This window comes from Streptomyces roseofulvus (assembly GCF_039534915.1).
GTDB lineage: Bacteria > Actinomycetota > Actinomycetes > Streptomycetales > Streptomycetaceae > Streptomyces > Streptomyces roseofulvus.
In genome coordinates, this window is record NZ_BAAAWE010000001.1 from 6,097,827 (window position 1) to 6,120,745 (window position 22,919).

Annotated in this window: 18 protein-coding genes and 1 pseudogene; 13 read left to right on the top strand and 6 right to left on the bottom strand. The window is 75.6% G+C overall.

Annotation, left to right across the window (positions count from 1 at the left end):
• Positions 1 to 318 precede the first annotated feature (318 nt).
• Together ABFY03_RS28155 and ABFY03_RS28160 are read right to left on the bottom strand one after the other, a co-directional pair.
• Complete coding sequence (locus ABFY03_RS28155) at positions 319 to 894, bottom strand: MFS transporter (protein ID WP_346171098.1); 576 nt, start codon at positions 892 to 894, stop codon at positions 319 to 321.
• A gap of 422 nt (positions 895 to 1,316) precedes the next feature.
• A complete protein-coding gene (locus tag ABFY03_RS28160) occupies positions 1,317 to 2,477 on the bottom strand; it encodes a saccharopine dehydrogenase NADP-binding domain-containing protein (protein ID WP_346171099.1) in 1,161 nt (386 codons plus the stop codon).
• A 945-nt stretch (positions 2,478 to 3,422) separates the two neighbouring features.
• On the opposite strand from ABFY03_RS28160, the gene ABFY03_RS28165 reads away from it, so the two are divergent.
• From ABFY03_RS28165 to ABFY03_RS28190, 6 genes and pseudogenes are all read left to right on the top strand, one after another.
• Positions 3,423 to 4,484, top strand: a complete 1,062-nt coding sequence (locus tag ABFY03_RS28165; protein WP_346171100.1) for a GHMP family kinase ATP-binding protein — start codon at positions 3,423 to 3,425, stop codon at positions 4,482 to 4,484.
• Between the two features lie 5 nt (positions 4,485 to 4,489).
• Complete coding sequence (locus tag ABFY03_RS28170) at positions 4,490 to 5,716, top strand: aminotransferase-like domain-containing protein (RefSeq protein ID WP_346171101.1); 1,227 nt, start codon at positions 4,490 to 4,492, stop codon at positions 5,714 to 5,716.
• Positions 5,717 to 5,813: 97 nt separating this feature from the next.
• On the top strand, positions 5,814 to 6,257 hold the full coding sequence (locus ABFY03_RS28175; RefSeq protein WP_319010850.1) for a cell division protein SepF: 444 nt from the start codon (positions 5,814 to 5,816) through the stop codon (positions 6,255 to 6,257).
• A gap of 484 nt (positions 6,258 to 6,741) precedes the next feature.
• Positions 6,742 to 7,908: an AAA family ATPase gene (locus tag ABFY03_RS28180; RefSeq protein ID WP_346172319.1), complete on the top strand. Its 1,167-nt coding sequence runs from the start codon at positions 6,742 to 6,744 to the stop codon at positions 7,906 to 7,908.
• On the top strand, positions 7,905 to 8,291 hold the full coding sequence (locus tag ABFY03_RS28185) for a nucleotide pyrophosphohydrolase (protein WP_319010849.1): 387 nt from the start codon (positions 7,905 to 7,907) through the stop codon (positions 8,289 to 8,291). Before ABFY03_RS28180 ends, ABFY03_RS28185 begins: the two co-directional genes overlap by 4 nt.
• Before the next feature lie 126 nt (positions 8,292 to 8,417).
• Positions 8,418 to 8,906: pseudogene (locus tag ABFY03_RS28190) on the top strand (DUF6099 family protein); the annotation flags it as partial.
• A 182-nt stretch (positions 8,907 to 9,088) separates the two neighbouring features.
• Here the strand turns inward: ABFY03_RS28190 and ABFY03_RS28195 are convergent.
• Positions 9,089 to 9,313 (bottom strand): hypothetical protein, encoded by a 225-nt coding sequence (locus ABFY03_RS28195; RefSeq protein ID WP_319010848.1) that lies wholly within the window; start codon positions 9,311 to 9,313, stop codon positions 9,089 to 9,091.
• Positions 9,314 to 9,563: 250 nt separating this feature from the next.
• Between ABFY03_RS28195 and ABFY03_RS28200 the strand changes: the two genes are divergently transcribed.
• From ABFY03_RS28200 to argF, 6 genes are all read left to right on the top strand, one after another.
• Positions 9,564 to 10,487, top strand: a complete 924-nt coding sequence (locus ABFY03_RS28200) for an LLM class F420-dependent oxidoreductase (RefSeq protein ID WP_319010847.1) — start codon at positions 9,564 to 9,566, stop codon at positions 10,485 to 10,487.
• Positions 10,488 to 10,491: 4 nt separating this feature from the next.
• Positions 10,492 to 11,559 carry a homocysteine S-methyltransferase gene (gene mmuM, locus ABFY03_RS28205; protein ID WP_346171102.1) on the top strand — a complete coding sequence of 356 codons (1,068 nt, stop codon included), beginning with the start codon at positions 10,492 to 10,494 and terminating at the stop codon, positions 11,557 to 11,559.
• Positions 11,560 to 11,705: 146 nt separating this feature from the next.
• Complete coding sequence (locus tag ABFY03_RS28210; protein ID WP_346171103.1) at positions 11,706 to 13,199, top strand: 3' terminal RNA ribose 2'-O-methyltransferase Hen1; 1,494 nt, start codon at positions 11,706 to 11,708, stop codon at positions 13,197 to 13,199.
• The gene (locus tag ABFY03_RS28215) at positions 13,196 to 15,784 is read left to right on the top strand and encodes a polynucleotide kinase-phosphatase (RefSeq protein ID WP_346171104.1); all 2,589 of its coding nucleotides are present in this window, start codon (positions 13,196 to 13,198) and stop codon (positions 15,782 to 15,784) included. Before ABFY03_RS28210 ends, ABFY03_RS28215 begins: the two co-directional genes overlap by 4 nt.
• Before the next feature lie 600 nt (positions 15,785 to 16,384).
• Positions 16,385 to 17,617 carry an arginine deiminase gene (locus ABFY03_RS28220; RefSeq protein WP_319010843.1) on the top strand — a complete coding sequence of 411 codons (1,233 nt, stop codon included), beginning with the start codon at positions 16,385 to 16,387 and terminating at the stop codon, positions 17,615 to 17,617.
• Positions 17,618 to 17,859: 242 nt separating this feature from the next.
• Positions 17,860 to 18,873, top strand: a complete 1,014-nt coding sequence (gene argF, locus ABFY03_RS28225; protein ID WP_319010842.1) for an ornithine carbamoyltransferase — start codon at positions 17,860 to 17,862, stop codon at positions 18,871 to 18,873.
• A gap of 54 nt (positions 18,874 to 18,927) precedes the next feature.
• On the opposite strand, the gene ABFY03_RS28230 is transcribed toward argF, so the two are convergent.
• The 3 genes from ABFY03_RS28230 to ABFY03_RS28240 form a co-directional block, all read right to left on the bottom strand.
• Positions 18,928 to 19,425 (bottom strand): ATP-binding protein, encoded by a 498-nt coding sequence (locus ABFY03_RS28230; protein WP_346171105.1) that lies wholly within the window; start codon positions 19,423 to 19,425, stop codon positions 18,928 to 18,930.
• Between the two features lie 173 nt (positions 19,426 to 19,598).
• A complete protein-coding gene (locus ABFY03_RS28235; protein ID WP_346171106.1) occupies positions 19,599 to 20,420 on the bottom strand; it encodes a PaaX family transcriptional regulator in 822 nt (273 codons plus the stop codon).
• 9 nt (positions 20,421 to 20,429) lie between these two features.
• A complete protein-coding gene (locus ABFY03_RS28240) occupies positions 20,430 to 22,145 on the bottom strand; it encodes an AMP-binding protein (protein ID WP_346171107.1) in 1,716 nt (571 codons plus the stop codon).
• A 356-nt stretch (positions 22,146 to 22,501) separates the two neighbouring features.
• Here ABFY03_RS28240 and ABFY03_RS28245 point away from each other — a divergent pair, with 356 nt between their 5' ends.
• Positions 22,502 to 22,915, top strand: coding sequence for a RidA family protein (locus tag ABFY03_RS28245; protein WP_319010838.1), 414 nt, complete (start codon positions 22,502 to 22,504; stop codon positions 22,913 to 22,915).
• Positions 22,916 to 22,919: the final 4 nt, after the last annotated feature.

Below are 22,919 nucleotides of genomic sequence, written 5' to 3' on the forward strand. Positions count from 1 at the left end.
TGGGCTGTGCGGCCGTGGCTGTCTCTCTTCGAGCCGTGGCGTTCGGTCCGGGCGTGCGGTCGCGCCGACGAGCGAGGAGCCGCGTCGTCACACGGGCGACCACGGCCGGGTCCGGCACGGTGTGGGGTTCGGCCCCGGGTGCACCCGGGGTACGTCGGGCGGCGCGGCGGCCGCCGAGGTGAAGCGCGGCCCCCGCGACCGGATGGGGTGACGGGGGCTTCATCTGGAGTTTTCCGAGCCGTGCTGCGACGTCGGCCTGTGCCTGGATCCCGGGAACGCCGTCGACGTTACCAGCGGGCTTGTCGTCCGAACACGGTGTCATTCCACGTGTGTGTGTGCGGTTTTCACCTGATGGCGGTGGTCACGGGCGCGTCGCCCGTCCTCGGTGTCGGGGGCGATGGCGGGCAGCACCGCGAGGGCGATGAGGACGCCGGCCGCCGCGATCGCGGCACCGGTCGGCATGCCGAGCGCACAGCCGTCCGCGAGGGCTTCCGGGGTGCCGGTGTCCCCGGCGCGGGCGTCGGCGACGGTGCCCAGGGCGGCCGGGCCGAGCGCGGCACCGATCCGGCGCGAACCGGTGAGGAGGGCCGAGGCCGAGCCCGCCTCGTGCTCCTCGACGCCGCTCGTGCCGAGCGAGGCCATGGGGGCGAGACAGAGACCGATGCCGACGCCGGAGACGAGCGACGGCCCGAGGACGTCGACGGCGAACGAGCCGTCGGCGGTGAAGAGGCTGAACCAGGCGAAGCCGACGCCGGTCAGCGGACCGCCGATCGCCGGCACCGTCCGCGGAACCAGGGCGCCGCCCGGCCTGACGGCGAGCACCGAGCCGAGGACGACGCCGAACGCGAACGGCAGGAACTCGACGCCGCTGCGCGCGGGGCTGCTCCCGAGCACCGGCGTACCGGCCGAGCGGACCGCCCAGGTCGACCGGACCGAGCCGGAACGGGGAACCCGACTGCCGGACGCCGTCCGCGACGGGTCTGCTGGAAGGCGAGGCCGCCGCCCCCGCAGGATCATCGAGCCGACCGTCCCGCCGTCCCGGCCTGCGCCTCCCGCGCCGTCAGACGGACCGCGGCGCGCTCAACGGCACGGCTCGGCACGGCATGGCACGGCACCGCACGGCATGGCACGGCACGGCATGGCATCGCATTCCGCCGGACAGGCGGACCCGCCGTACCCAGGTCGGACGCGACCCGGGACTTCAGAACCACGTGCCCCGGCCGGAGGACACGGCCCGGCTCAGGACCTCGTGCCCCGGCCGGAGGGACTCGGCCCGGCCCCGGCGCGCGGTGAACCGTGCCGCCCGCCGCGCCCGATCACTGAAGCCCTGCCTCCGGCTCCGGCCCGCCCTCCCCGGACGTCGTCGGGTCGGCCGCCTCCGGCGCGTCCACGGGGGACAGGACGGTGGTCTGCTGCACCGTCACCCCCGGGACGCGGCGCCGCAGCCAGTCGACCACGGCCTGCGGCGACAGCACCGCCGCGGCCTGGTGGATCCCGCGCAGCACCTGCCGGTTGGTCACCGCGGCCGCGGCGAACGCCCCGACCGCCCCGGTCAGCCGCGCGGCGTCGTCGCCGCGGATCACCACCGCCCGGGTGACCGGGACGCCCTCCTGGTTCCAGCCGTCCAGACGTCCCCACAGCACGTGGTACGGGGTGCGGCCGGCCGCGTCGAGCGCGCTGGAACGCACCAGCACGTCGGCCCTGGCCGCGAGGCTCAGCCCGGCCGAGTGCTCACCGTGCGACCGGACCAGGGTGTCGAGCAGCGTGGGTCCGTCGAAGGCGTTGTACCACTTCGCCTCCCGCAGACCGAGCGTCCGCGCCCGGTCCACCAGCTCCTCCGTCAGGAACGGATGCGCCGTGAGCGGCCGCGACACCCCGGGCACCATGAAGCGCGGCTCGATCTCCAGCGCCGAGGGCACCACCCGCCCCCGCCACACCGCCGACGGGGTGCCGTAGCCGCGGTCGACGCTCAGCAGGGCGTCCACCGCCCCGGCGCGGGTCAGCGGCCCCACCCCCGCGTAGCAGCCCGTGAACGTCCCACCGCTGCCCAGACCGTGCGCCAGCAGTTCGGGCAGAAGCCCGGAGAGTCCCGGGGACAGCCCGGCCGACAGGACCGCGGTGCGCTCCGGCACCGGCTCGGACGCACTGCCGTCGTCCATGACGTCCACGTAGTCCGCCCCGGCCTCGAAGGCCGCCCGGCGGACCCGGTCGACCAGCAGGTAGGCGGGGCCCGAACAGTTGAGGACGGTACGGCAGCCCTCGCTGAAGCGGACCAGGCTGTCGGCGTTGTTCGCGTCCACCCACATGGCCTCGGCGCGCCCGGGCAGCGAGGTCGCGAAGGCGCGCGCCGCGTCCGTGTGACGCCCGCCGATCCGGAGCCGGTACCGGCCTTCGGCGGCGAGGCTGCGGGCCGCGTGCCGGCCGACCGCGCCGTACGCCCCGATGATGCCGATCACGGGCGCCTTGCGCGTCGTCATGCCGGCGCTCCCGCCGACCGCCGCACCCCGCGACCGGCCGCCACGACCGGGCGTCCGTACGCAGGGAAGGGAGCCCGCGCGTGGATCCGGGGGCCCTCTCCGCGTAACGCGGGCCCTGACGCGGTGAGTGGGGGAACGCACTCCGCAACACGCATAGCGCCATGCCTCTCGTCGTCACCGTACTGAGGAGAATCCGCACCGGAGCGGTGTCGACGCCAGCTTCACACAACACCACCGGCACAGCTCCGGCCACCGTCGTCAATCAGCCATAGGAACGGCCGGTATGGGGCACGCGGTCCGGCCGACGACGCGTGCCCGGCCGGCGCGGGGCGGCACCCGCCACCGCTCGGCGGCCGGGGACCCACCAGCTGTGCGAGCAGCCCGTCGACGAACGCCTCCAGGCCCTCGTGGCAGGGGGCCCGCGTGACCAGTTCCGGCCGCTCGCTCAGGGCGGCCGGCAACGGCACCGTCGACACGTCGAGGACGTCGGCCGACCCGCCGGCGGCGCGCCGGCGGTCGGAGAGCCCCCTCACCGCCCCGGCGGCGTCGTGCCCCCTCGGCCGTGACCCGGCGGCCCCGGGCCCTGGGGCCTTGGGGCCTGAGGCACTGGCACCCGGCGGCACCGCGCGCGGACGCGCGTCCAGACGCCGGCACGATGTCGGCGCCGACCACCCCACCCGGCACCGCGGCCACCCCACCCCGCAGCCCCGCAGCTCCCGCACCCCGCAGTCCCCACCCCGCAGCCCGCGCGGCCCGCAGGCGTCGGCCCGCCGCCACGCGCGCGTGCGCCACCTCGAGCGCCGGGCTCGCCCGGGTCCGGGCCCGGCGGTGTCCGCCGCCGCGGCGCCGCACCTCCCTCCGCGAGCGCCGCCGCCGCGGCCTCGGCCGCCCGTCGGCCGACCCCGCCGCCGCGCCGCTCCCGCGCCAGAGGTCACACTCTCCCTCGTGACCACCAGCACCTCCTCCGCCGCCCACCGGCCCATCCCCGCCCCCGACAACGGCCCCCACCTCCGCCCCCACCTCCACCCCCGCCCCGGCACCGGTCACGCCCCCTCCCACCACGGCGAGCTCCTCCAGGGCGTCTTCGCCGACTCCGACGGCCGCCCGTGCGCCGGCCTCGTCACCCTCCCCACGACCACCCCCGGCACCCGCGCCGACTTCACCCCCCACCCCGGCACCCCGCCCGACGCCGTCACCGTCGTCCCCGCCGACCGCACCAAGGCCGCCCGCGCCGCCCGGCTCGCCGTCGCCGCCTGCGCGGCCCGCACCGGCCGCCCCGCCCACGGCGGCACCCTCCACCTCACCGGCGCCGTCCCGCTCGGCCTCGGCATGGGCAGCTCCACCAGCGACGTCCTCGCCACCGTGCGCGCCGTCGCCGACGCGTACGGGCTCCGCCTCGACCCCGGCACCACCGCCCGGCTCGCCGTCCGCGCCGAACGCGCCAGCGACCCCCTCATGCTCGACGCCCGGCCCGTCCTCTTCGCCCAGCGCGAGGGCCGCGTCCTCGACGTCCTCGGCCCCGCCCTGCCGCCGCTCCTCGTCGTCGGCTGCCTCCTCGGCGGCGGCACCCCCGTCGACACCCTCGCCCTCCCCGCCCCCACGGCCGACGACGCCGACCTCCGCGCCTACGCCCACCTCCGCGACCGGCTCCGCCGCGCCCTCGCCGACGGCGACACCGCGCTCGTCGGCCGGGTCGCCACCGCCAGCGCCCGCCGCGCCCAACGCACGCTCGGGCACCCGGAGTTCGACGCGCTCGTCGCCCTCGCCCGGCGTACCGGCGCCGTCGGCGTCCAGATCTCCCACAGCGGCTCCGTCGCCGGCGTCCTCCACGACCCGCACACCCCCGGCGCCGCGGCCCGCGCCGACGAGACCCGCCGCGCCCTCGACGCCCACCACATCCCGTACACCCGCACCTTCACCGCCGGCGGCGCCCCCGACGCCCCCCACCCGCCCCGCAGCCGGACCCTGAGACAACCCTGGACACCAAACAGTTGCTCCCTACACTGAACCGCATGCCCTCCGCCGCCACGACGCCCCCGACCCCCGCCGTCCCGCCCGGCACGGCCCCCACGGCCCCGCTCGCCGCCCGGCTGGGAAACGTCGCCTCCTCGCCCGTACGCGAGATCCTGGCGCTCACGGCACGACCCGAGGTCATCTCGTTCGCCGGCGGCCTCCCGGCCCCCGAACTCTTCGACACCGAAGGCATCAGGGCCGCCTACCAGGCCGTCCTCACCGACCACCCGCACGCCGCCCTCCAGTACTCCACCACCGAGGGCGACCCCGCGCTCCGCACGGCCGTCGCCGCCCGGCTCACCGCCCGCGGACTCCCCACCGACGCCGACGACCTGCTCGTCACCACCGGCTCCCAGCAGGCACTCGCCCTCCTCGCCACCGCGCTCCTCGAACCCGGCGCCGTCGTCCTCGTCGAGGACCCCTGCTACCTCGCCGCCCTCCAGACCTTCGGATTCGCCGGCGCCCGCGTCGTCCCCGTCCCCACCGACGACGACGGCATCCTCCCCGAGGCGCTCGACGAGATCGCCGCCCGCGAGAAGCCCACCCTGCTCTACGTCGTCCCCACCTTCCAGAACCCCACCGGCCGCACCCTCCCCGCCGCGCGCCGCGCCGCCGTCGCCGAGGCCGCCGCCCGCCACGGCTTCTGGATCGCCGAGGACGACCCGTACGGCGAACTCCGCTTCGACGGCGAACCCGTCCCGTACCTCGCCGGCCACCCCGCCGCCGCCGACCGCACGGCCCTCCTCGGGTCCTTCTCCAAGGTCATGGCCCCCGGCCTCCGCCTCGGCCACCTGCGCGCCCCGGCCGCCCTCCGCCGCGCCTGCGTCATCGCCAAGCAGGCCGCCGACCTGCACACCTCCAGCGTCGACCAGGCCGCCGCCGCCCGCTACCTCCGCGACAGCGACCTCGACGCCCACGTCGCCGGCGTGCGCGCCGCCTACCGCGCCCGCCGCGACGCCATGCTCGAAGGACTGCCCGCCGCCCTCCCCGAGGGCAGCCGCTGGAACCGGCCCGAGGGCGGCATGTTCGTCTGGGCCACCCTCCCCGGGGGCCACGACGCCACCGCCCTCCTCGCCACCGCCGTCGGCCACCACGTCGCCTACGTCCCCGGCGCCCCCTTCTTCTGCGGCACCCCCGACCCGGCCGCCCTCCGCCTCTCCTTCACCACCCACGCCCCCGACGAGATCGCCGAGGGCCTGCGCCGCCTGGCGAAGGCCTTCGCGTGAGCCCCCGGCTCCGTCCCCCGGCCCCGCCCGGCACCCCGGAGCCCCTTCACCCGTGTCGTTGTTGGGCCGAACGGGTGAGGGGCGGGAGGATGGTGCCATGAGTAGGTACGAGAGGTACGACGTCACCGACGAGCAGTGGGAGGGTCTGGCCCAGGTCCTGCCCCTGCGCGGCCGCGACGAATGGCCGTCCAGGGTCGATCACCGCACCATCCCCGAGCAGTACGAGTCCGTCGAGCAGCGCCGCATGGTCGTGCTGCGGGTCCAGGTCTTCGCCGACGCCCGCGAGGTCGCCGAGTACCTCATCGCCCAGATCCCGGTCCTGCTCGACCTCACCAGCGCCGACCCCGAAGTCGCCAAGCGCGTCCTCGACTTCAGCAGCGGCGTCGTCTTCGGCCTCGGCAGCGGCATGCACCGCGTCGACCGCAACGTCTTCCTGCTCGCCCCGCCCGGCACCGAGGTCGAGAACACCGGCGACGCCCCCGCGGCCGACGAGGAGGACGAGCCGGTCGGCGCCCCTCGTGCGAGCGTCCCCCGATCGTAGGAAGGTCATCTCGCCGTAACGGTTCGTCAGCTCGGCCCCCGCATACGGTCCGATCATGGACCTCACCGGCGGCCCCACCCTCGCCCGCACCCCCGGCCCCCGTACCCCCGATCCCCGTACGACCGCCCCCCGGACCCCGTGCCCGGACACGGTCCCCCATCCCCGCCCGACCCCGCCCCCGCGCTCTGCCCCAGCCCAGCCCCCGGCACCCGCTGCCGCAGGACCCGGCCCGGGCACCGGCGCCGACACGAGGCCGCGTCCGGGATCGGGATCGGGATCGGGTACGAGTCCGGGCGCGGACGTGGACGCGCGTACGAGTACGGGTACGGGGACGGGGCTGGGTGCCGGGACAGGTACGGGCGCGAGCGCGGCCGGTGCCGGATCGCGCAGCCGCGTCCGTACGCACGCCCCCGCGCGGCCCCCGGCGGCGGCCGCCGACCGCGACGCCCGCCCCGGCCACGGCGCGGCGCCCGGGAAGCGCGGCCTGCCCGCGGCCGGAGCCGGAGCGGGAACCGGCGCCGAACGGCCGGCCGTCGCACGGCCCGTCGTGACCGAACTGCGGCTCTCCGCCTACGCCGGACGCCGGCGCGCGATCCACCCCCTCGGCCCCGTCACCCTCTTCGCCGGACCCAGCGGCAGCGGCAAGTCCACCGTCCTCGGCGCGTACGAGGCCCTCGCCCGGCTCGGCGCGGGCGACCCGCTCGGCGAGGTCTTCCCCGACCCCGCCGCCCTCGTCCCCGACGGCGCCCGGCCCGACAACCAGGGCCGCCGCGGCTTCCGCATCGGCTGCACCGTCGACGGCCCCGTCGGACCCGTCCGCCTCGACCTCGCCGTCCAGGCCGAGCCCGAACTCCGCATCGCCGGCGAACGCCTCACCTGCCACGGCCGCACCCTCCTCACCACCGCCCTCAGGGACCCCGGCCGCGCCACCGTCCAAGCCGCCTGGCTCACCGCCGGCGCCACCCCCGTCACCCGGGCCCCGCTCCCCGACGACCTCCTCGGCACCGCCCTCCTCCCGCTGCGCGTCGCCGGCGCCACCGCGGGCCAGCGCGAGGTCCTCGCCGCCGCCGAACAGACCGTCGTCGGCCTCCGCTCCCTCTTCCCCTGCACCCCCGACCCGGCCAGGATGCGGGCCCCCGTCCTCCCCGGCGAGGGACGGCTCCTGCGCCACTGCGGCAACCTCGCCGAGGTCCTGCACCGCACCCACACCGCCTGCCCCCGCCGCCACCAGCGCCTCGCGACCGTCGCCGGCGCCGGCTGCGCGGGCCCCGTCACCGCCGTCGCCGTCCAGGAACTCCCCGACGGCGCGGTCCAGGCCCTCCTCGCCAGGGGAGCCGGCCCCGCCACCCCGCTCGGACGCCTCGGCGACGGCGAACTCCGCTATCTCGCGCTCGCGTTGACGCTGCTCACCGGCCCGGGCGTCCTCGCCATGGACCGGATCGCCGAGGTGCCGGACGCCATGCAGTGCCTCACCCTCCTCGCCGACGACCTCGACCGGGGGTGCGACGCCCGCCAGACCGCCGCACTCCTCGGGCTCGCGGCGACCATCTCCGCCGACGGCCACATGCGGCTCGTCGGCTCGGTCGGGGCGGCCGCGGCGGCGGACGCCCGACGGATCCCCGGGGTGGCAGTGGTAGACCTGACCCCGTGACGGACACCGAACACGACGTGGCCGGGCTCCAGCGCCGCCTCGCCGACTTCGCGGCGGCGCGCGACTGGCAGCCCTACCACACGCCCAAGAACCTGGCGGCGGCGCTGAGCGTCGAAGCGGCCGAACTCCTGGAGATCTTCCAGTGGTCGACGCCCGAGCAGGCGGAGCGGGTGATGGAGGACCCGGACTCGGCCCACCGGGTCACCGACGAGGTCGCCGACGTCCTCGCCTACCTCCTCCAGTTCTGCCAGGTGCTGGGCATCGACCCGCTGGCCGCCCTCGCCGCCAAGATCGACCGGAACGAGCTCCGCTTCCCGGCCCGCAGAAGGGACGGAACGGACGAGTCGGGCAGCATCGGCGACGGTCGTCACTCTTCGGAGTGATCGCCTTACCTCCATCGAGCCGCCTGTCCACAGATTTCCGAATTCCTCTGGTGCGAAGGCTCGGGCGGCCTCACTCTGGGTAGTGGATTGAAGGGAAGGCAAGTCGTACGAACGGGGGCGGAGTTGATGGAAGCGGAGCGGCTCGTCCAAGCCGGCCTGCACGCACTGGCCGAGAGCCGGACGGCACACGACATCGTGGCGGAAGCCTGGGAGGCCCGGGCTCTCGCCCAGGCGATAGGGAGTCACCTCGCGCTCTGCGGCCCGCTGGAGCTGCGCGGGGAGGCACGAGGACTGAGCGAGGCCGGGGAGTACCCGGCGTGGGGCTCGGCCGGCCCCCGCGCCGCCCGGCTCACCGAGGTCGGTGACCCGCGCTCGGCGCTGACCGCGCTCGGGGAGCTCCTGGGAGAGGTCGGCATCGCCCTCGTCGGGGTGGCCTCGGTCACCGACGACGAGGGGCTGTACTGGCAGTGCATGGAGGCCATCGACGCCGCCGACGAGGCCGGCGACCGGGTCCGGGGCATGCTGCGCCGCCTCGACGTGCGCGAACAGACCCGGGCCCGGCCTCCCGACCCGCCCCGGGGCCGCGCAGGACCCCTGCCGGCGATTCCGAACCCCGGCCCCCGAACCCCGGCCCCCACGCCCGTCCCCCAGACACCCCGCCCGGACCCCGAGCCCGTGCGGGACCCGGGACAGGAACGGGAGCCGAGCCAGGAACGGGACCAGGACCGGGAGCGGGAACGCGACCGGGCCCGGGACCGGTGACGGTCCCGGGCCCGGCAGAGGGGAGGGAAGAGGACTCAGCGCAGTCCGGCACCGCCGTCGTCACGGCCGTCGTACCGGTCCTCACGTCCACTGGTCTGGAGGTCGGCGTCCAGCTGGGAGAGGTCGGCGGAGAGCGCCGCCATGAGCTCCTCCATCTGCTGGAGCAGCCCCTTCGGCGCTCCGGGAGCCTGCTGGCCGGGCACGGACTCCGGCATCTGCTGTTCGGGCAGGGCCTGCTCCGACGCGGCTTCCTGGGACATCGCGGCCTCCTCGACCCGAGCCCCGGCCGGTGCGGACGGGATCACGGGAGAAGAACGACGCACCGGCTGCTGCCGCCGGCACGCGGGCCGGGCGGTCCGGCTCCGCCCGAGCCAACGACGACGCCCGGTGACGGTCACTGGCCCGCGGCGAGGCGTCCCGCCAGGGGGACGGATATTCACCCGACCGGGCCGGGCGGCCTCTCGCGCTGACGCGCGGCTTGACACGCACCCGACGGTGCAGGATGGAGGCATGGATCTTCGCATCTTCACAGAACCCCAGCAGGGCGCCGACTACGACACCCTCCTCAAGGTGGCCCGCGCCACCGAGGACCTCGGCTTCGACGCCTTCTTCCGTTCCGACCACTACCTGCGGATGGGCGCGGGCGACGGGCTGCCCGGGCCGACCGACGCCTGGATCACCCTCGCGGGCCTCGCCCGCGAGACCAGCCGGATCCGCCTCGGCACCCTGATGACCGCCGCCACCTTCCGGCTCCCGGGCGTCCTCGCCATCCAGGTCGCCCAGGTCGACCAGATGTCCGGCGGCCGGATCGAGTTCGGCCTGGGCGCCGGCTGGTTCGAGGAGGAGCACAGCGCGTACGGCATTCCGTTCCCGAAGGAGAAGTTCGGCCGGCTGGAGGAGCAGCTGGCGATCATCACGGGCCTGTGGGGGACCGAGACCGGCAAGACCTTCTCCTACGAGGGGAAGCACTACCGGCTCGCCGACTCGCCCGCCCTGCCCAAGCCCGCCCAGCAGAAGATCCCGGTCCTCATCGGCGGTCACGGCGCGAGCCGCACGCCCCGGCTGGCGGCGCGGTACGCGGACGAGTTCAACATGCCGTTCTCGTCGCTGGAGGACACCGAGCGGCAGTTCGGGCGCGTCCGGGCCGCCGCCGAGGAAGCCGGCCGGAACGCCGACGAGCTCGTGTACTCCAACGCGCTGGTCGTCTGCGTCGGCAAGGACGACGCCGAGGTGGCGCGGCGCGCCGCCGCCATCGGCCGGGACGTGGAGGAACTGAAGGCCAACGGCCTCGCGGGCTCGCCCGCCGAGGTCGCCGACAAGCTCGGCCGCTACGCGGCGGTCGGCTCCTCCCGGGTCTACCTCCAGGTCCTGGACCTGGACGACCTGGACCACCTGGAGCTGATCTCCGCCCAGGTCGCACCGCAGCTGGGCTGAGCCGATGACACCGGCCCGGACGTTCGCCCAGGCACTCGCCGACGACGTGCTCGTCCTCGACGGCGGCCTCTCCAACCAGCTGGAGGCCCAGGGCTGCGATCTGTCGGACGCGCTCTGGTCGGCGCGGCTGCTGGCCGACGCGCCCGAACAGATCGAGGCGGCCCACACCGCCTACGTCCGGGCCGGTGCCCAGGTGCTGATCACCGGCAGCTACCAGGCGACCTGCCAAGGCTTCGCCCGCCACGGCCTCGGCCGGGACGAAGCCGCCGCGCTGCTGACCCGCAGCGTCACCCTGGCCCGCGCGGCGGCGCTGCACGCGGGCCGGGGGCCAGAGGGGCGGGAGGGGGCCGAGGGGCCGCAGGGGGGAGAGGGGACGGGGCAGGGAGGGGTGGGGGAGGGGGAGGGGCCCCCGGGAAGCGGGACGCGGCGGAAGGTGTGGGTGGCCGCCTCCGTAGGCCCCTACGGTGCGATGCTCGCCGACGGCAGTGAGTACCGGGGACGGTACGGGCTGTCGGTGCGGGAGCTGGCGGCCTTCCACCGGCCGCGGGTGGAGACGCTCGCGGCGGCGGGGCCGGACGTGATGGCGCTGGAGACGGTGCCGGACGCCGACGAGGCGGAGGCGTTGCTGCGGGCGGTCGAGGGGTGCGGGGTGCCGGTGTGGCTGTCGTACACGGTCGCCGGGGGGAGGACCCGGGCCGGGCAGGGGCTCGCGGAGGCGTTCGCGGTCGCGGCGGGGAACGAGCAGGTCGTCGCCGTCGGGGTGAACTGCTGCGAACCGGCGGAGGCCGTCGACGCCGTCGCGGCGGCCGTTGACGCCACCGGCCTGCCGGCCGTCGTCTACCCGAACAGCGGGGAGCGCTGGGACGCCGGTGCCCGCGGCTGGCGCGGCGCTCCCGCCTACGGCCCGGCCGCCGCCCCGCGCCTCGCCGCCACCTGGACCGGCGCCGGCGCCCGCCTCGTCGGCGGCTGCTGCCGCGTCGGCCCCGACACGATCGCCGCCCTGGCCGAACGGACCCCCGGGCCCGGCCGCCCGCCGGACCTGCCGCCCGCCGGACCTGCCGCCCCCGGGTAGGCATGGCCGTCCGCCGGAGCGGGATTCCCCGGGGTGGCGCGGTTGCCCGGCGGATCGGCCGGGCCCGGGGTGGGGCGGTCCGGTGGCGTGGTCGGGGAGGGAAAACCAATGGTCGGGCTGGGGGTGGCGCACCCATACTCGGGCGTGTGTTCCTGACGATCAGTACCACCGGCACCCCGGAGCGTCCTGCGACCGATCTCGGTTTTCTGCTGCACAAGCATCCCGAGCGGGCGCAGGCGTTCTCGACCTCGCACGGCACCGCGCACGTGCTCTACCCCGAGGCGACCGCGGAGCGTTGCACCGCGGCCCTGCTGCTGGAGGTGGACCCCGTGGCGCTGGTGCGCCGCGGCAAGGGCAAGGGGCGGGGCGGCGCCCCGGACGCGGCGCTCGCGCAGTACGTGAACGACCGGCCGTACGCCGCGTCCTCGCTGCTCGCGGTCGCCCTGGCGCAGGTCTTCAAGACGGCGCTGCACGGGGTGTGCAAGGCACTGCCCGAGCGGGCGGCGGAACCGTTGCCGTTGCGGATCGAGGTGCCGGTGCTGCCCGCCCGGGGCGGTGCCGAGCTGGTGCGGGAGCTGTTGGGTCCGCTGGGCTGGACGACGGTGGACGCCGAACCGGTCGCGCTGGACGCCGAGTTCCCCGAGTGGGGTGACTCGCGGTATGTGCGGCTGGTGCTGGAGAGCGAGAAGCTGCGGCTGGCGGACGCGCTGAACCAGCTCTACGTGCTGCTGCCGGTCCTCGACGACGCCAAGCACTACTGGGTGGCGCCCGACGAGGTGGACAAGCTGCTGCGGGCCGGTGACGGCTGGCTGGCGTCGCACCCGCGGCGCGAGCTGATCACGACCCGTTATCTGTCGCGCCGCCGGAGCCTCGCCCGTGAGGCGTCGGAGCGGCTGGAACTGGTCCGCCTGGCCGAGGCCGACGGGCTCGACGTCGAGGACGTCGACAACGCCGTGGACGAGACGAGCGACACGGAGCAGCGGCCGGTGCCGCTCGCCGAGCACCGGCGGACCGCCATCCTGGCCGCCCTGCGGTCCGCGGGCGCGGCGCGTGTCCTCGATCTGGGCTGCGGGCAGGGCCAGTTGGTGCAGGCGCTGCTGAAGGACGCGCGGTTCACCGAGATCGTCGGGGTGGACGTGTCCGTCCGCGCGCTGACCGTGGCCGCTCGCCGGCTGCGGCTGGACCGGCTGGGGGAGCGGCAGGCGGCCCGGGTGAAGCTGGTGCAGGGCTCGCTCACGTACACGGACAAGCGGCTCGGCGGCTACGACGCCGCTGTGCTGAGCGAGGTCATCGAGCATCTGGACCTGCCGCGGCTGCCGGCCCTGGAGTACGCGGTGTTCGGCTCGGCCAGGCCCCGTACGGTCGTCGTGACCACGCCGAACGTCGAGTACAACGTGCGCTGGGAGTCGCTGCCCGCCGGGCACGTCCGGCACGGGGACCACCGGTTCGAGTGGACCCGGGCGGAGTTCCGGGAGTGGGCCGAGGGAGTGGCCGGGCAGTACGGGTACGGCGTGGAGTTCGCGCCCGTCGGGGCGGACGACCCCGAGGTCGGCGCGCCCACGCAGATGGCGGTGTTCACCCGCGCCGGTGCCGGCGCCGGCACCGGGGACGACGAGACGAAGAGGGAGGACCGGGCATGAGTGCCGACACGACCACGACCACGACCACGACCACCACCGCCACGGCGGACACCGTGGACCGCCGGGTGTTGCCCGTCACCGACCTGTCCCTCGTCGTGCTCATCGGTGCGACCGGTTCCGGCAAGTCGTCTTTCGCGCGGCGGCACTTCAAGCCGACGGAGGTGGTGTCCTCGGACTTCTGCCGGGGGCTCGTCGCGGACGACGAGAACGACCAGTCGGCGTCCCGGGACGCCTTCGACGTGCTGCACTACATCGTCGGCAAGCGGCTCGCCGCCGGCCGGCTGACCGTCGTCGACGCCACCAACGTGCAGCGCGAGGCGCGCCGTCAGCTGGTCGACCTGGCGCGGGCGCACGACGTGCTGCCGATCGCGATCGTGCTCGACCTGCCGGAGTCGGTCTGCCGGGCGCGGAACGCGCTGCGGGCCGACCGGTCCGGCATGCCCGACCATGTGATCCCCCGTCACCGGCGGGAACTGCACCGGGGGTTGAGGGGGCTGGAGCGGGAGGGCTTCCGCAAGGTCCACGTCCTGCGGTCGGTCGAGGAGGTGGAGGCGGCGGAGGTCCGGCTGGAGCGCCGGTTCAACGACCTGCGGCACCTGACGGGCCCGTTCGACATCGTCGGTGACATCCACGGCTGCCGGAGCGAGCTGGAGACGCTGCTCGGCCGGCTCGGCTACGTGGACGGCGTGCACCCCGAGGGGCGTACGGCGGTCTTCGTCGGCGACCTGGTGGACCGGGGGCCCGACTCGCCGGGCGTGCTGCGCCGGGTGATGGGCATGGTGGCGTCCGGGAACGCGCTGTGCGTGCCGGGAAACCACGAGAACAAGCTGGGGCGCTGGCTGAAGGGCCGCAAGGTCCAGCAGACCCACGGCCTGGCCGAGACGATCGAGCAGCTGGAGCGCGAGTCGGCCGAATTCCGCGACGAGGTGCGGAAGTTCATCGACGGTCTGGTGAGCCACTACGTCCTGGACGAGGGCCGGCTGGTGGTCTGCCACGCCGGTCTGCCGGAGAAGTACCACGGGCGTACGTCGGGCCGGGTACGGTCGCACGCGCTGTACGGCGACACCACGGGGGAGACCGACGAGTTCGGGCTGCCGGTGCGCTACCCGTGGGCGGAGGAGTACCGGGGCCGGGCGACGGTCGTCTACGGGCACACGCCGGTGCCGACGACGTCCTGGATCAACAACACCATCTGCCTGGACACGGGGGCCGTGTTCGGTGGGCGGATGACGGCGCTGCGCTGGCCGGAGCGCGAGCTCGTCGACGTGCCGGCCGAGCGGGTCTGGTACGAGCCGGCCCGTCCGCTGGCGTCGGAGGCGCCCGGCGGGCACCAGGGCCGGCCGCTGGACCTGGCCGACGTGCACGGGCGGCGCACGGTGGAGACCCGGCACCTGGGCAACGTGGCGGTGCGGGAGGAGAACGCGGCGGCGGCCCTGGAGGTCATGAGCCGGTTCGCGGTCGATCCCCGGCTGCTGGTGTATCTGCCGCCGACGATGGCGCCGACGCCGACCGCGCGGGCGGAGGGCTGGCTGGAGCACCCGGCGGAGGCGTTCGCCCAGTACCGGGCGGACGGTGTCGAGCGGGTCGTGTGCGAGGAGAAGCACATGGGTTCGCGGGCGGTGGCGCTGGTCTGCCGCGACGCGGACGCGGCCCGGGAGCGGTTCGGGGTGGACGGGCCGACGGGCGCGCTGCACACCCGTACCGGCCGGCCGTTCTTCGACGACCCGGACGCCACCGAGCAGGTTCTGGCGCGGCTGCGGACGGCGATCGGCGCGGCCGGGCTGTGGGACGAGCTGGACACGGACTGGCTGCTGCTCGACGGCGAGTTGATGCCGTGGTCGCTGAAGTCGGGCGGTCTGCTGCGGCACCAGTACGCGGCGGTCGGTGCGGCCTCCGGGGCCGTACTTCCGGATGCCGTAAGGGCGTTGGAGGCGGCGGTGGCGCGCGGGGTCGAGGGCCTGGACGGGCTGCTCGCCGCGCAGCGGGAGCGGGCCGCGGACGCGGGCGCGTTCACGGAGGCGTACCGACGGTACTGCTGGCCGACGGAGGGGCTGGACGGGGTGCGGTTCGCGCCGTTCCAGCTGCTCGCGGGGCGCGGCCGGATGCTCGCGGACGTGCCGCACGACACCCAGCTGGGGTGGCTGGACCGGCTCGTGGAGCACGATCCGACGGGGCTGCTCCAGGTGACGCGGCGGATCGTCGTCGACACCGGCGACGAGGCGTCCGTCCGCGCGGGCACCGACTGGTGGCTGGAGCTGACCGGCGCCGGCGGCGAGGGCATGGTGGTGAAGCCGCTCGCCGCGCTGGTGAAGGACGGCTCGGGCCGCCCGTTGCAGCCGGGCGTGAAGGTGCGCGGCCGGGAGTACCTGCGGATCGTGTACGGCCCCGAGTACACCCGTCCGGAGAACCTGGCCCGGCTGCGGGAGCGGTTCCTCGGGCACAAGCGCTCGCTCGCCCTGCGCGAGTACGCGCTCGGCCTGGAGGCGCTGGAGCGGCTCGCGGCCGGGGAGCCGTTGTGGCGGGTCCACGAGGCGGTCTTCGCGGTGCTGGCGCTGGAGTCGGAGCCGGTGGACCCGCGCCTGTAGGCGCGGGGGCCGCCGGGCGGGGCCGGTTGGCGGCCCCAGCGGAAGGGGTCGGCGGGTAGCCCTACAGGGAGGGGCCCGCCCCGGAGCCCACCCCGGTGGGGCCGGTTGGCGGCCCCACCGGGAGGGGTCGGCGGGTAGCTCTACCGCGAGAGGCCGACCCGGGGCCCCGGGTGGGTCTGGCCGGTAGCCCCACGAGAGGGGTCGGCCGGTCGTCCCACCGGGACGGGTCGGCGGGTAGCCCTACCGAGAGAGGCCGCCCCGGAGTCCACCGGGAGCGGTCCACCCGGGGCCCACCGGGAGGGCCCGACCGTGAGCGGTCCGTATCCCGGCACCGCCCGCCCGGTTCCACACTCGGCCCGCGGCCCCCACCTCCGCCCCTCACGTCCGGCCCCCACCTCCGGCCCCCACCTCCGGCCCTCACGTCCGCCCCTCACGTCCGGCCCTCACGTCCCCTCACCTCCGGCCCTCACCTCCGGCCCGCCCCCCGCCCGACCCTGGCCACGGCCCCACCCCCCCCGAGCCCCACCGGGAGCGCCCCGGTGCGGAATTCGGCCGTGCGCGTCCCACGCGCACGGCCGTCCGCTCCGTCAGGATGGGCGCATGGGATTCCATGTCGACTCCGAGACCGGCCGGCTCCGCCGCGTGATCCTCCACCGCCCCGATCTGGAGCTGAAGCGGCTGACCCCGTCCAACAAGGACGCCCTGCTCTTCGACGACGTGCTGTGGGTGCGGCGGGCCCGCCAGGAGCACGACGGTTTCGCGGACGTGCTGCGCGACCGGGGCGTCGAGGTGCACCTGTTCGGGGATCTGCTGCGGGAGGCGCTGGGCGTGCCGGCGGCCCGGGCGCTCGTCCTCGACCGGGTCTTCGACGAGAAGGAGTACGGTCCGCTCGCCGCCGACCACCTGCGGGCCGCGTTCGACTCGCTCGATCCGGGGGCACTGGTGGAGGCGCTGGTCGGCGGGATGACGAAGCGTGAGTTCCTGGCGGCGCACCGGGAGCCGACGTCGGTCCGCTTCCACGCGCTCGAACTGGACGACTTCGTCCTCGGTCCGCTGCCGAACCACCTCTTCACCCGGGACACCTCGGCGTGGATCTACGACGGGGTGTCGATCAACGCGATGCGCTGGCCCGCGCGGCAGCGCGAGACGGTCCACTTCGAGGCGATCTACAAGCACCATCCGCTCTTCACCGGGCCGGAGGCGGGGCCGTTCCACCACTGGTCGGAGGGTCAGGCGGACTACCCGTCGACGATCGAGGGCGGGGACGTGCTCGTCATCGGCAACGGCGCGGTGCTCATCGGGATGAGCGAGCGGACCACTCCGCAGGCGGTGGAGATGCTGGCGCGGGGGCTGTTCGCGGCGGGTTCGGCGCGGACGATCGTGGCGCTGGACATGCCGAAGCGGCGGGCGTTCATGCATCTCGACACGGTGATGACGATGGTGGACGGGGACACCTTCACCCAGTACGCGGGGCTGGGGATGCTGCGCTCGTACACGATCGAGCCGGGCGACGAGGGGCAGGCGCTGCGGGTCACCGACCACCCGCCGGAGCACATGCACAGCGCGATCGCGGCGGCGCTGGGACTGCAGGACGTCCGGGTGCTGACGGCGACGCAGGACGTGCACGCGGCGGAGCGGGAGCAGTGGGACGACGGGTGCAACGTGCTGGCGGTGGAGCCGGGGGTGGTGGTGGCGTACGAGCGGAACGTGACCACGAACACGCATCTGCGGAAGCGGGGCATCGAGGTGATCGAGATCCCGGGCAGCGAGCTGGGCCGGGGACGGGGCGGCCCGCGCTGCATGAGCTGCCCGGTGGTGCGGGACGCGGTGTGAGGGGGCGCCGGCCGGCGCCGCGCCCCCTGCCACGACGAGGGGCGCGGCGCCGCGCCGGCGGCCCTGTGCCCCTGCGCGGCGGGGGGTGTGAGGGGTCTCGCACCCAGGGCCTGTATAAGCATGCCTGGTTACGTATAGACTTCCACCGTCCCGAGGTGCCGCAGTCCCGCGGTCCCGCAGGCCGCCTCGTCCGCCACCGTCACCGTCACCGTCCCGACCGTAACCCCCAGGAGCGCCCCGCCATGGCCCTTGATCTCTCCGGCCGCCACTTCCTCAAGGAGCTGGACTTCACCGCCGAGGAGTTCCGCGGCCTGGTCGACCTCGCCGCCGAGCTGAAGGCTGCCAAGAAGGCCGGCACCGAGGTGCAGCGGCTGCGCGGCCGGAACATCGCCCTGATCTTCGAGAAGACCTCCACCCGCACCCGCTGTGCCTTCGAGGTCGCCGCCGCCGACCAGGGCGCCTCCACCACCTACCTCGACCCCTCCGGCTCGCAGATGGGGCACAAGGAGTCGGTGCGGGACACCGCCCGCGTCCTCGGCCGCATGTACGACGGCATCGAGTACCGGGGCGACAGCCAGGCCACCGTGGACGAGCTGGCCGCCTTCGCCGGCGTGCCCGTCTTCAACGGTCTGACCGACGACTGGCACCCCACCCAGATGCTCGCCGACGTGCTCACCATGACCGAGCACAGCGACAAGCCGCTGGAGGAGATCGGCTTCGCCTACCTCGGCGACGCCCGCTTCAACATGGGCAACTCCTACCTCGTCACCGGCGCCCTGCTCGGCATGGACGTGCGGATCGTCGCCCCCCAGGCGTACTGGCCGGCCGACGAGGTCGTCGCCGCCGCCCGTGAGCTCGCCGCCAAGAGCGGCGCCACCCTCACCCTCACCGAGTCGGTCGCCGACGGCGTCCGGGGCGCCGACTTCGTCGTCACCGACGTGTGGGTGTCGATGGGCGAGCCCAAGGAGGTGTGGGACGAGCGGATCGCCGCCCTCGCCCCGTACGCCGTCACCATGGACGTGCTGCGCGCCACCGGGAACCCGGACGTCAAGTTCATGCACTGCCTGCCCGCCTACCACGACCTGGGGACGAAGGTCGCCCGCGAGATCCACGAGCGGTACGGGCTCGCCGAGCTGGAGGTCTCCGACGAGGTCTTCGAGTCGGCGCACTCGGTGGTCTTCGACGAGGCCGAGAACCGGCTGCACACCATCAAGGCGGTCCTCGTCGCGACCCTCGCCGGACCCGCCCCGGCCTGAGGCGCCCCGCCGCTCAGGCCCGCCGCTCGCCTCCCCCGCCGCAACCGCCGCCCCTCACCTCCGCGGCCGGCTCCGCTGGCAAGGCACCCGCGGGAGCGTGAACCAGACCGCCTTGCCGTGCGGGGTGGGGCGGTGGCCGCAGTCGCTGCTGAGCGCCCGGATCAGCAGCAGCCCGCGGCCGTGCTCCTGCCAGGGGTCGACCTCGGCGTCCGGATCCGGGCACGCCAGCTGCCCGGGAGCGGCCGGGTCGGGGTCGTGCACCTCGATCTGACAGCCGCCCGGCGCGGCCAGCAGTTCCACGATCAGCTCGATGGGCCCCTCGCCCGAGGTGTGCTCGACCGCGTTGGCCACCAGCTCGGCGGTGAGCAGCTCGGCCGTGTCGCGGTCGGGCCGCTCGGGCACGTCGGAGCCGATCTCGCCGAGCGCGGTACGGACCAGGGCGCGGGCGAGCGGTACCGCGGCGGTGGTACGCGGCAGCGTGAGGCGCCGGCAGGCTCCGGGCGCGGCGGCTGCCACGGGCGCGGCGGGCGCGGGACCGATGACGTCGGGCATGGGGGCGGGCTCCCTTTGCCGGGGGTGGGCGCGGGCGACGGGAAAGGACAGGGGGACGACCCGAGACGTCCTGGTTTCAACCATAGAGGGGGGCGATTCCCGGCCATAGAGGCCCCCCTCCCGAGCCCCCCGGGACCGAGGCCCCGCCGGGGCGGGACCTAGGAGGGCCCGCCCTACAGGTCCTTCTCCACGGCCCGTACGTGCTCCGCGCCGCGCTCCCACAGCAGCGCGTGCAGCTCCGCGAAGACCTCCGCCGACCGCCGCCCCGGCCAGTCCGCGGGCAGCAGCTCGGCCGGCAGCACCGGGTCCGCGTACGGCAGTCGGCGCCAGGAGTCCAGGGCCAGCAGATAGTCCCGGTAGGCGTCCGCCGGCGTCCCCGGGGCCGTCCGCCAGGCGGCGAGGACCGGCTCGTGACCGGCCAGGAACTCCTCGTGCAGCCGCGCGATCGCCGGCAGGTCCCACCAGCGGGCCACCGCCTCCGCCGTGGCCGTGTACCCCAGGTGCTCGCCCCGGAAGAAGTCCACGTACGACGAGAGCTCCAGCCGTTCCAGGGCGTGGCGGGTCTCCTCGTACAGCCGGGCCGGCGCGATCCACACGCCCGGCGCCGCCGTGCCGAAACCGAGCCGGCCGAGCCGGGAGCGCAGCAGGTGGCGCTTGTGCCGCTCCTGCTCGGGGACCGAGAAGACGGCGAGGACCCAGCCGTCCGCGAGGGACGGCTCCGTCTGGGCGTAGATCCGCCGGTCGCCGTCCTCCAGGAGCCGCCGGGCGTCGTCGGAGAGCGCGTAGCCGGCCGCGCCGTCGGGGGTCCGGCGGGCCAGCAGCAGTCCGCGCCGCTTCAGCCGGGACACCGAGGAGCGGACCGACGGCGCGTCCACGCCGACCGCCGCGAGCAGCCGGATCAGCGCCGCGACCGGCATCGGCGTCCCCTCGGACGGGCGGCCGTAGGCGCCGTAGAGCGAGACGATCAGGGAACGGGGGGTGTGCTGCTCGGCCACGTGATCACTTTAGGCCGTGCCGCGCGCGGCCGGGTCGGCCCCCGGTCCCCGCCGCGCGGGGGCGGCTCCCGGTCCCCGCCGCGCGGGGTCCGCTTCCGGTCCCCGCCGGTCGCGCAGCCGGTGCCGCTGGAGCTTGCCGGTGGCGGTGCGGGGGAGGGAGTCCAGGAAGACGACCGCGCGGGGCGACTTGTACGGGTCGAGGCGGGCGCGGACGTAGGAGCGCAGCGCGGCGGCGGTGGCCGCGTCGCGCGGCACCCCGTCCCGTACCACCGCGTAGGCGACGACGATCTGGCCGCGCAGCGGGTCCGGGCGGCCGACGACGGCCGCGTCGACCACGTCCGGGTGGCCGAGGAGCACCTCCTCCACCTGGGGTCCGGCGATGGTGTAACCGGCCGAGATGATCATGTCGTCGGCGCGGGAGACGTACCGGAAGCGGCCGTCGGGCTCGCGGACGTACCGGTCGCCGGTGATGTTCCAGCCGTGCCGGACGTACTCCGTCTGCCGGGGGTCGGCCAGATAGCGGCAGCCGACCGGGCCGCGGACCGCCAGCAGCCCCTCCCGCCCGTCGGGAACGGGCCGCCCGTCCGGGCCGAGCACGGCGGCCTGCCAGCCGGGCACCGGGCGGCCGGTGGTGCCGGGGCCGCTGTCGGCGTCGGCGGCGGCGACGAAGATGTGGAGGAGTTCGGTGGTGCCGATGCCGTTGATGAGGCGGAGGCCGGTCCTGGTGTACCAGGCGGTCCAGACGGCGTCGGGCAGGTTCTCGCCCGCCGAGACGCAGCGCCGCAGCGAGGACAGGTCGGCGGCCGAGCCGCCGTCGAGCAGGCCGGTCATCGCCTTGTAGGCGGTGGGCGCGGTGAAGAGGACCGAGACCCGGTGCCGGCCGATCGCGGCGAGCAGCTGCTGCGGCCCGGCCCGGTCGAGGAGGACGGAGCTGGCCCCGGCGCGCAGCGGGAAGACGAGCAGCCCGCCCAGGCCGAAGGTGAAGGCCAGCTGCGGGGAGCCGGCGAAGACGTCGTCGGGGCGGGGCCGCAGGACGTGGGCGGAGAAGGTGTCGGCGGCGGCCAGGACGTCCCGGTGGAAGTGGACGCAGCCCTTGGGCCGGCCGGTGGTGCCGGAGGTGAAGGCGATCAGCGCCACGTCGTCGGCCGCGGTGTCCGCCGCCCGGAACGGGCGGGCGGTCCGGCGCCGGGCGAGGGCGAGGAGGTCGCCGGGCCCGTCGCCGCCGTACGGGACGACCGCCAGGCCCGGCACCCCGGCGGCCCGCAGTTCGGTGAGCGCGTCCGCGGCGCACAGCGCCAGCGAGCAGGCGGCCGTCTCCGCGGTGAACGCGAGCTCGGCGGCCCGCTGCTGGGCCGGGACGGTGACGGCGATCCCGCCGGCCTTCACGACCGCGAGCCAGCAGGCGGCGAGCCAGGGCGTGGTCGGCCCGCGCAGCAGCACCCGGTTGCCGGGCCGCAGCCCCAGGTCGCCGGTGAGGGCGTGGGCGATCCGGTCGACGTGCCGGCGCAGCTCCCCGTAGCTCCAGGTGCCGCCCTCGCCGTCGTGGAAGGCGGGGCGGGGGGCGCCGAACCGTTCCGCCGTCGCGTCGACGAGTTCGGCGGCGCAGTTGAGCCGTTCGGGGTAGGCGAGCCCCGGCAGCTCGAACAGCAGGCGAGGCCAGTGCGCGGCGGGCGGCAGCCGGTCCCGGGCGAAGCCGTCCAGGTGCCCGGAGGGCGTCAGTTCCACGGGTCCCGTCCTCCGCGCGGCGGGTGGGACAGGCGGGTGGCGGCCAGGCGGCGTATCGTGTCGATGACGGACGTCACTGATCCGCGACAGGGTGGCACCACCGCACCGCCTGGTCCGGGCCGGAGACGGCGACCGGGACGCCCGAGGACGTCGGAGAGAGCCCGCATGCCGGCATTCTCGCCCAAAACCTGGCAAAGGACCCGGCGGGGCGAGTGCGACGGCCTGACGGCGGGAGGGTCTCTCCCTTCCTCCCTCCTCCCTCGCCCTTCACCCCTCACCCCGCAACCCCGCAACCCCGCACCCCTCACCTCGCACCCCGCGTCCCTTCATCCCCCGTCCGGTCGAGGAGCCGCCCGATGAGCCTGCACCGCCACAACCCCGCCGAACTCGCCCCGCCCACCGGCTTCGCGCACGCGGTCACCGCCAACGGCAGCCGGCTGGTCTTCCTCTCCGGGCAGACGGCGCTCGACGGCGCGGGCGCTGTCGTCGGCGCGACGCTGACCGAGCAGTTCGCCGCGGCGCTCGGCAACCTCCTCGTCGCCCTGCGGCACGCCGGCGGCGCCCCCGCGGACCTGGCCCGGCTCACGGTCCACACGACCGACATGGCGGCCTACCGCGCCGAGTCCGCCGAACTGGACCGCGTCTGGCGCCGGATGGCGGGCATCGACTATCCGGCGCTGACGGTGGTGGAGGTCGTACGGCTCCGGGAGGAGCGGGCGCTCGTCGAACTCGACGGCTTCGCCGTCCTGGAGGAGCCTGGCGGTGCCTGACCGG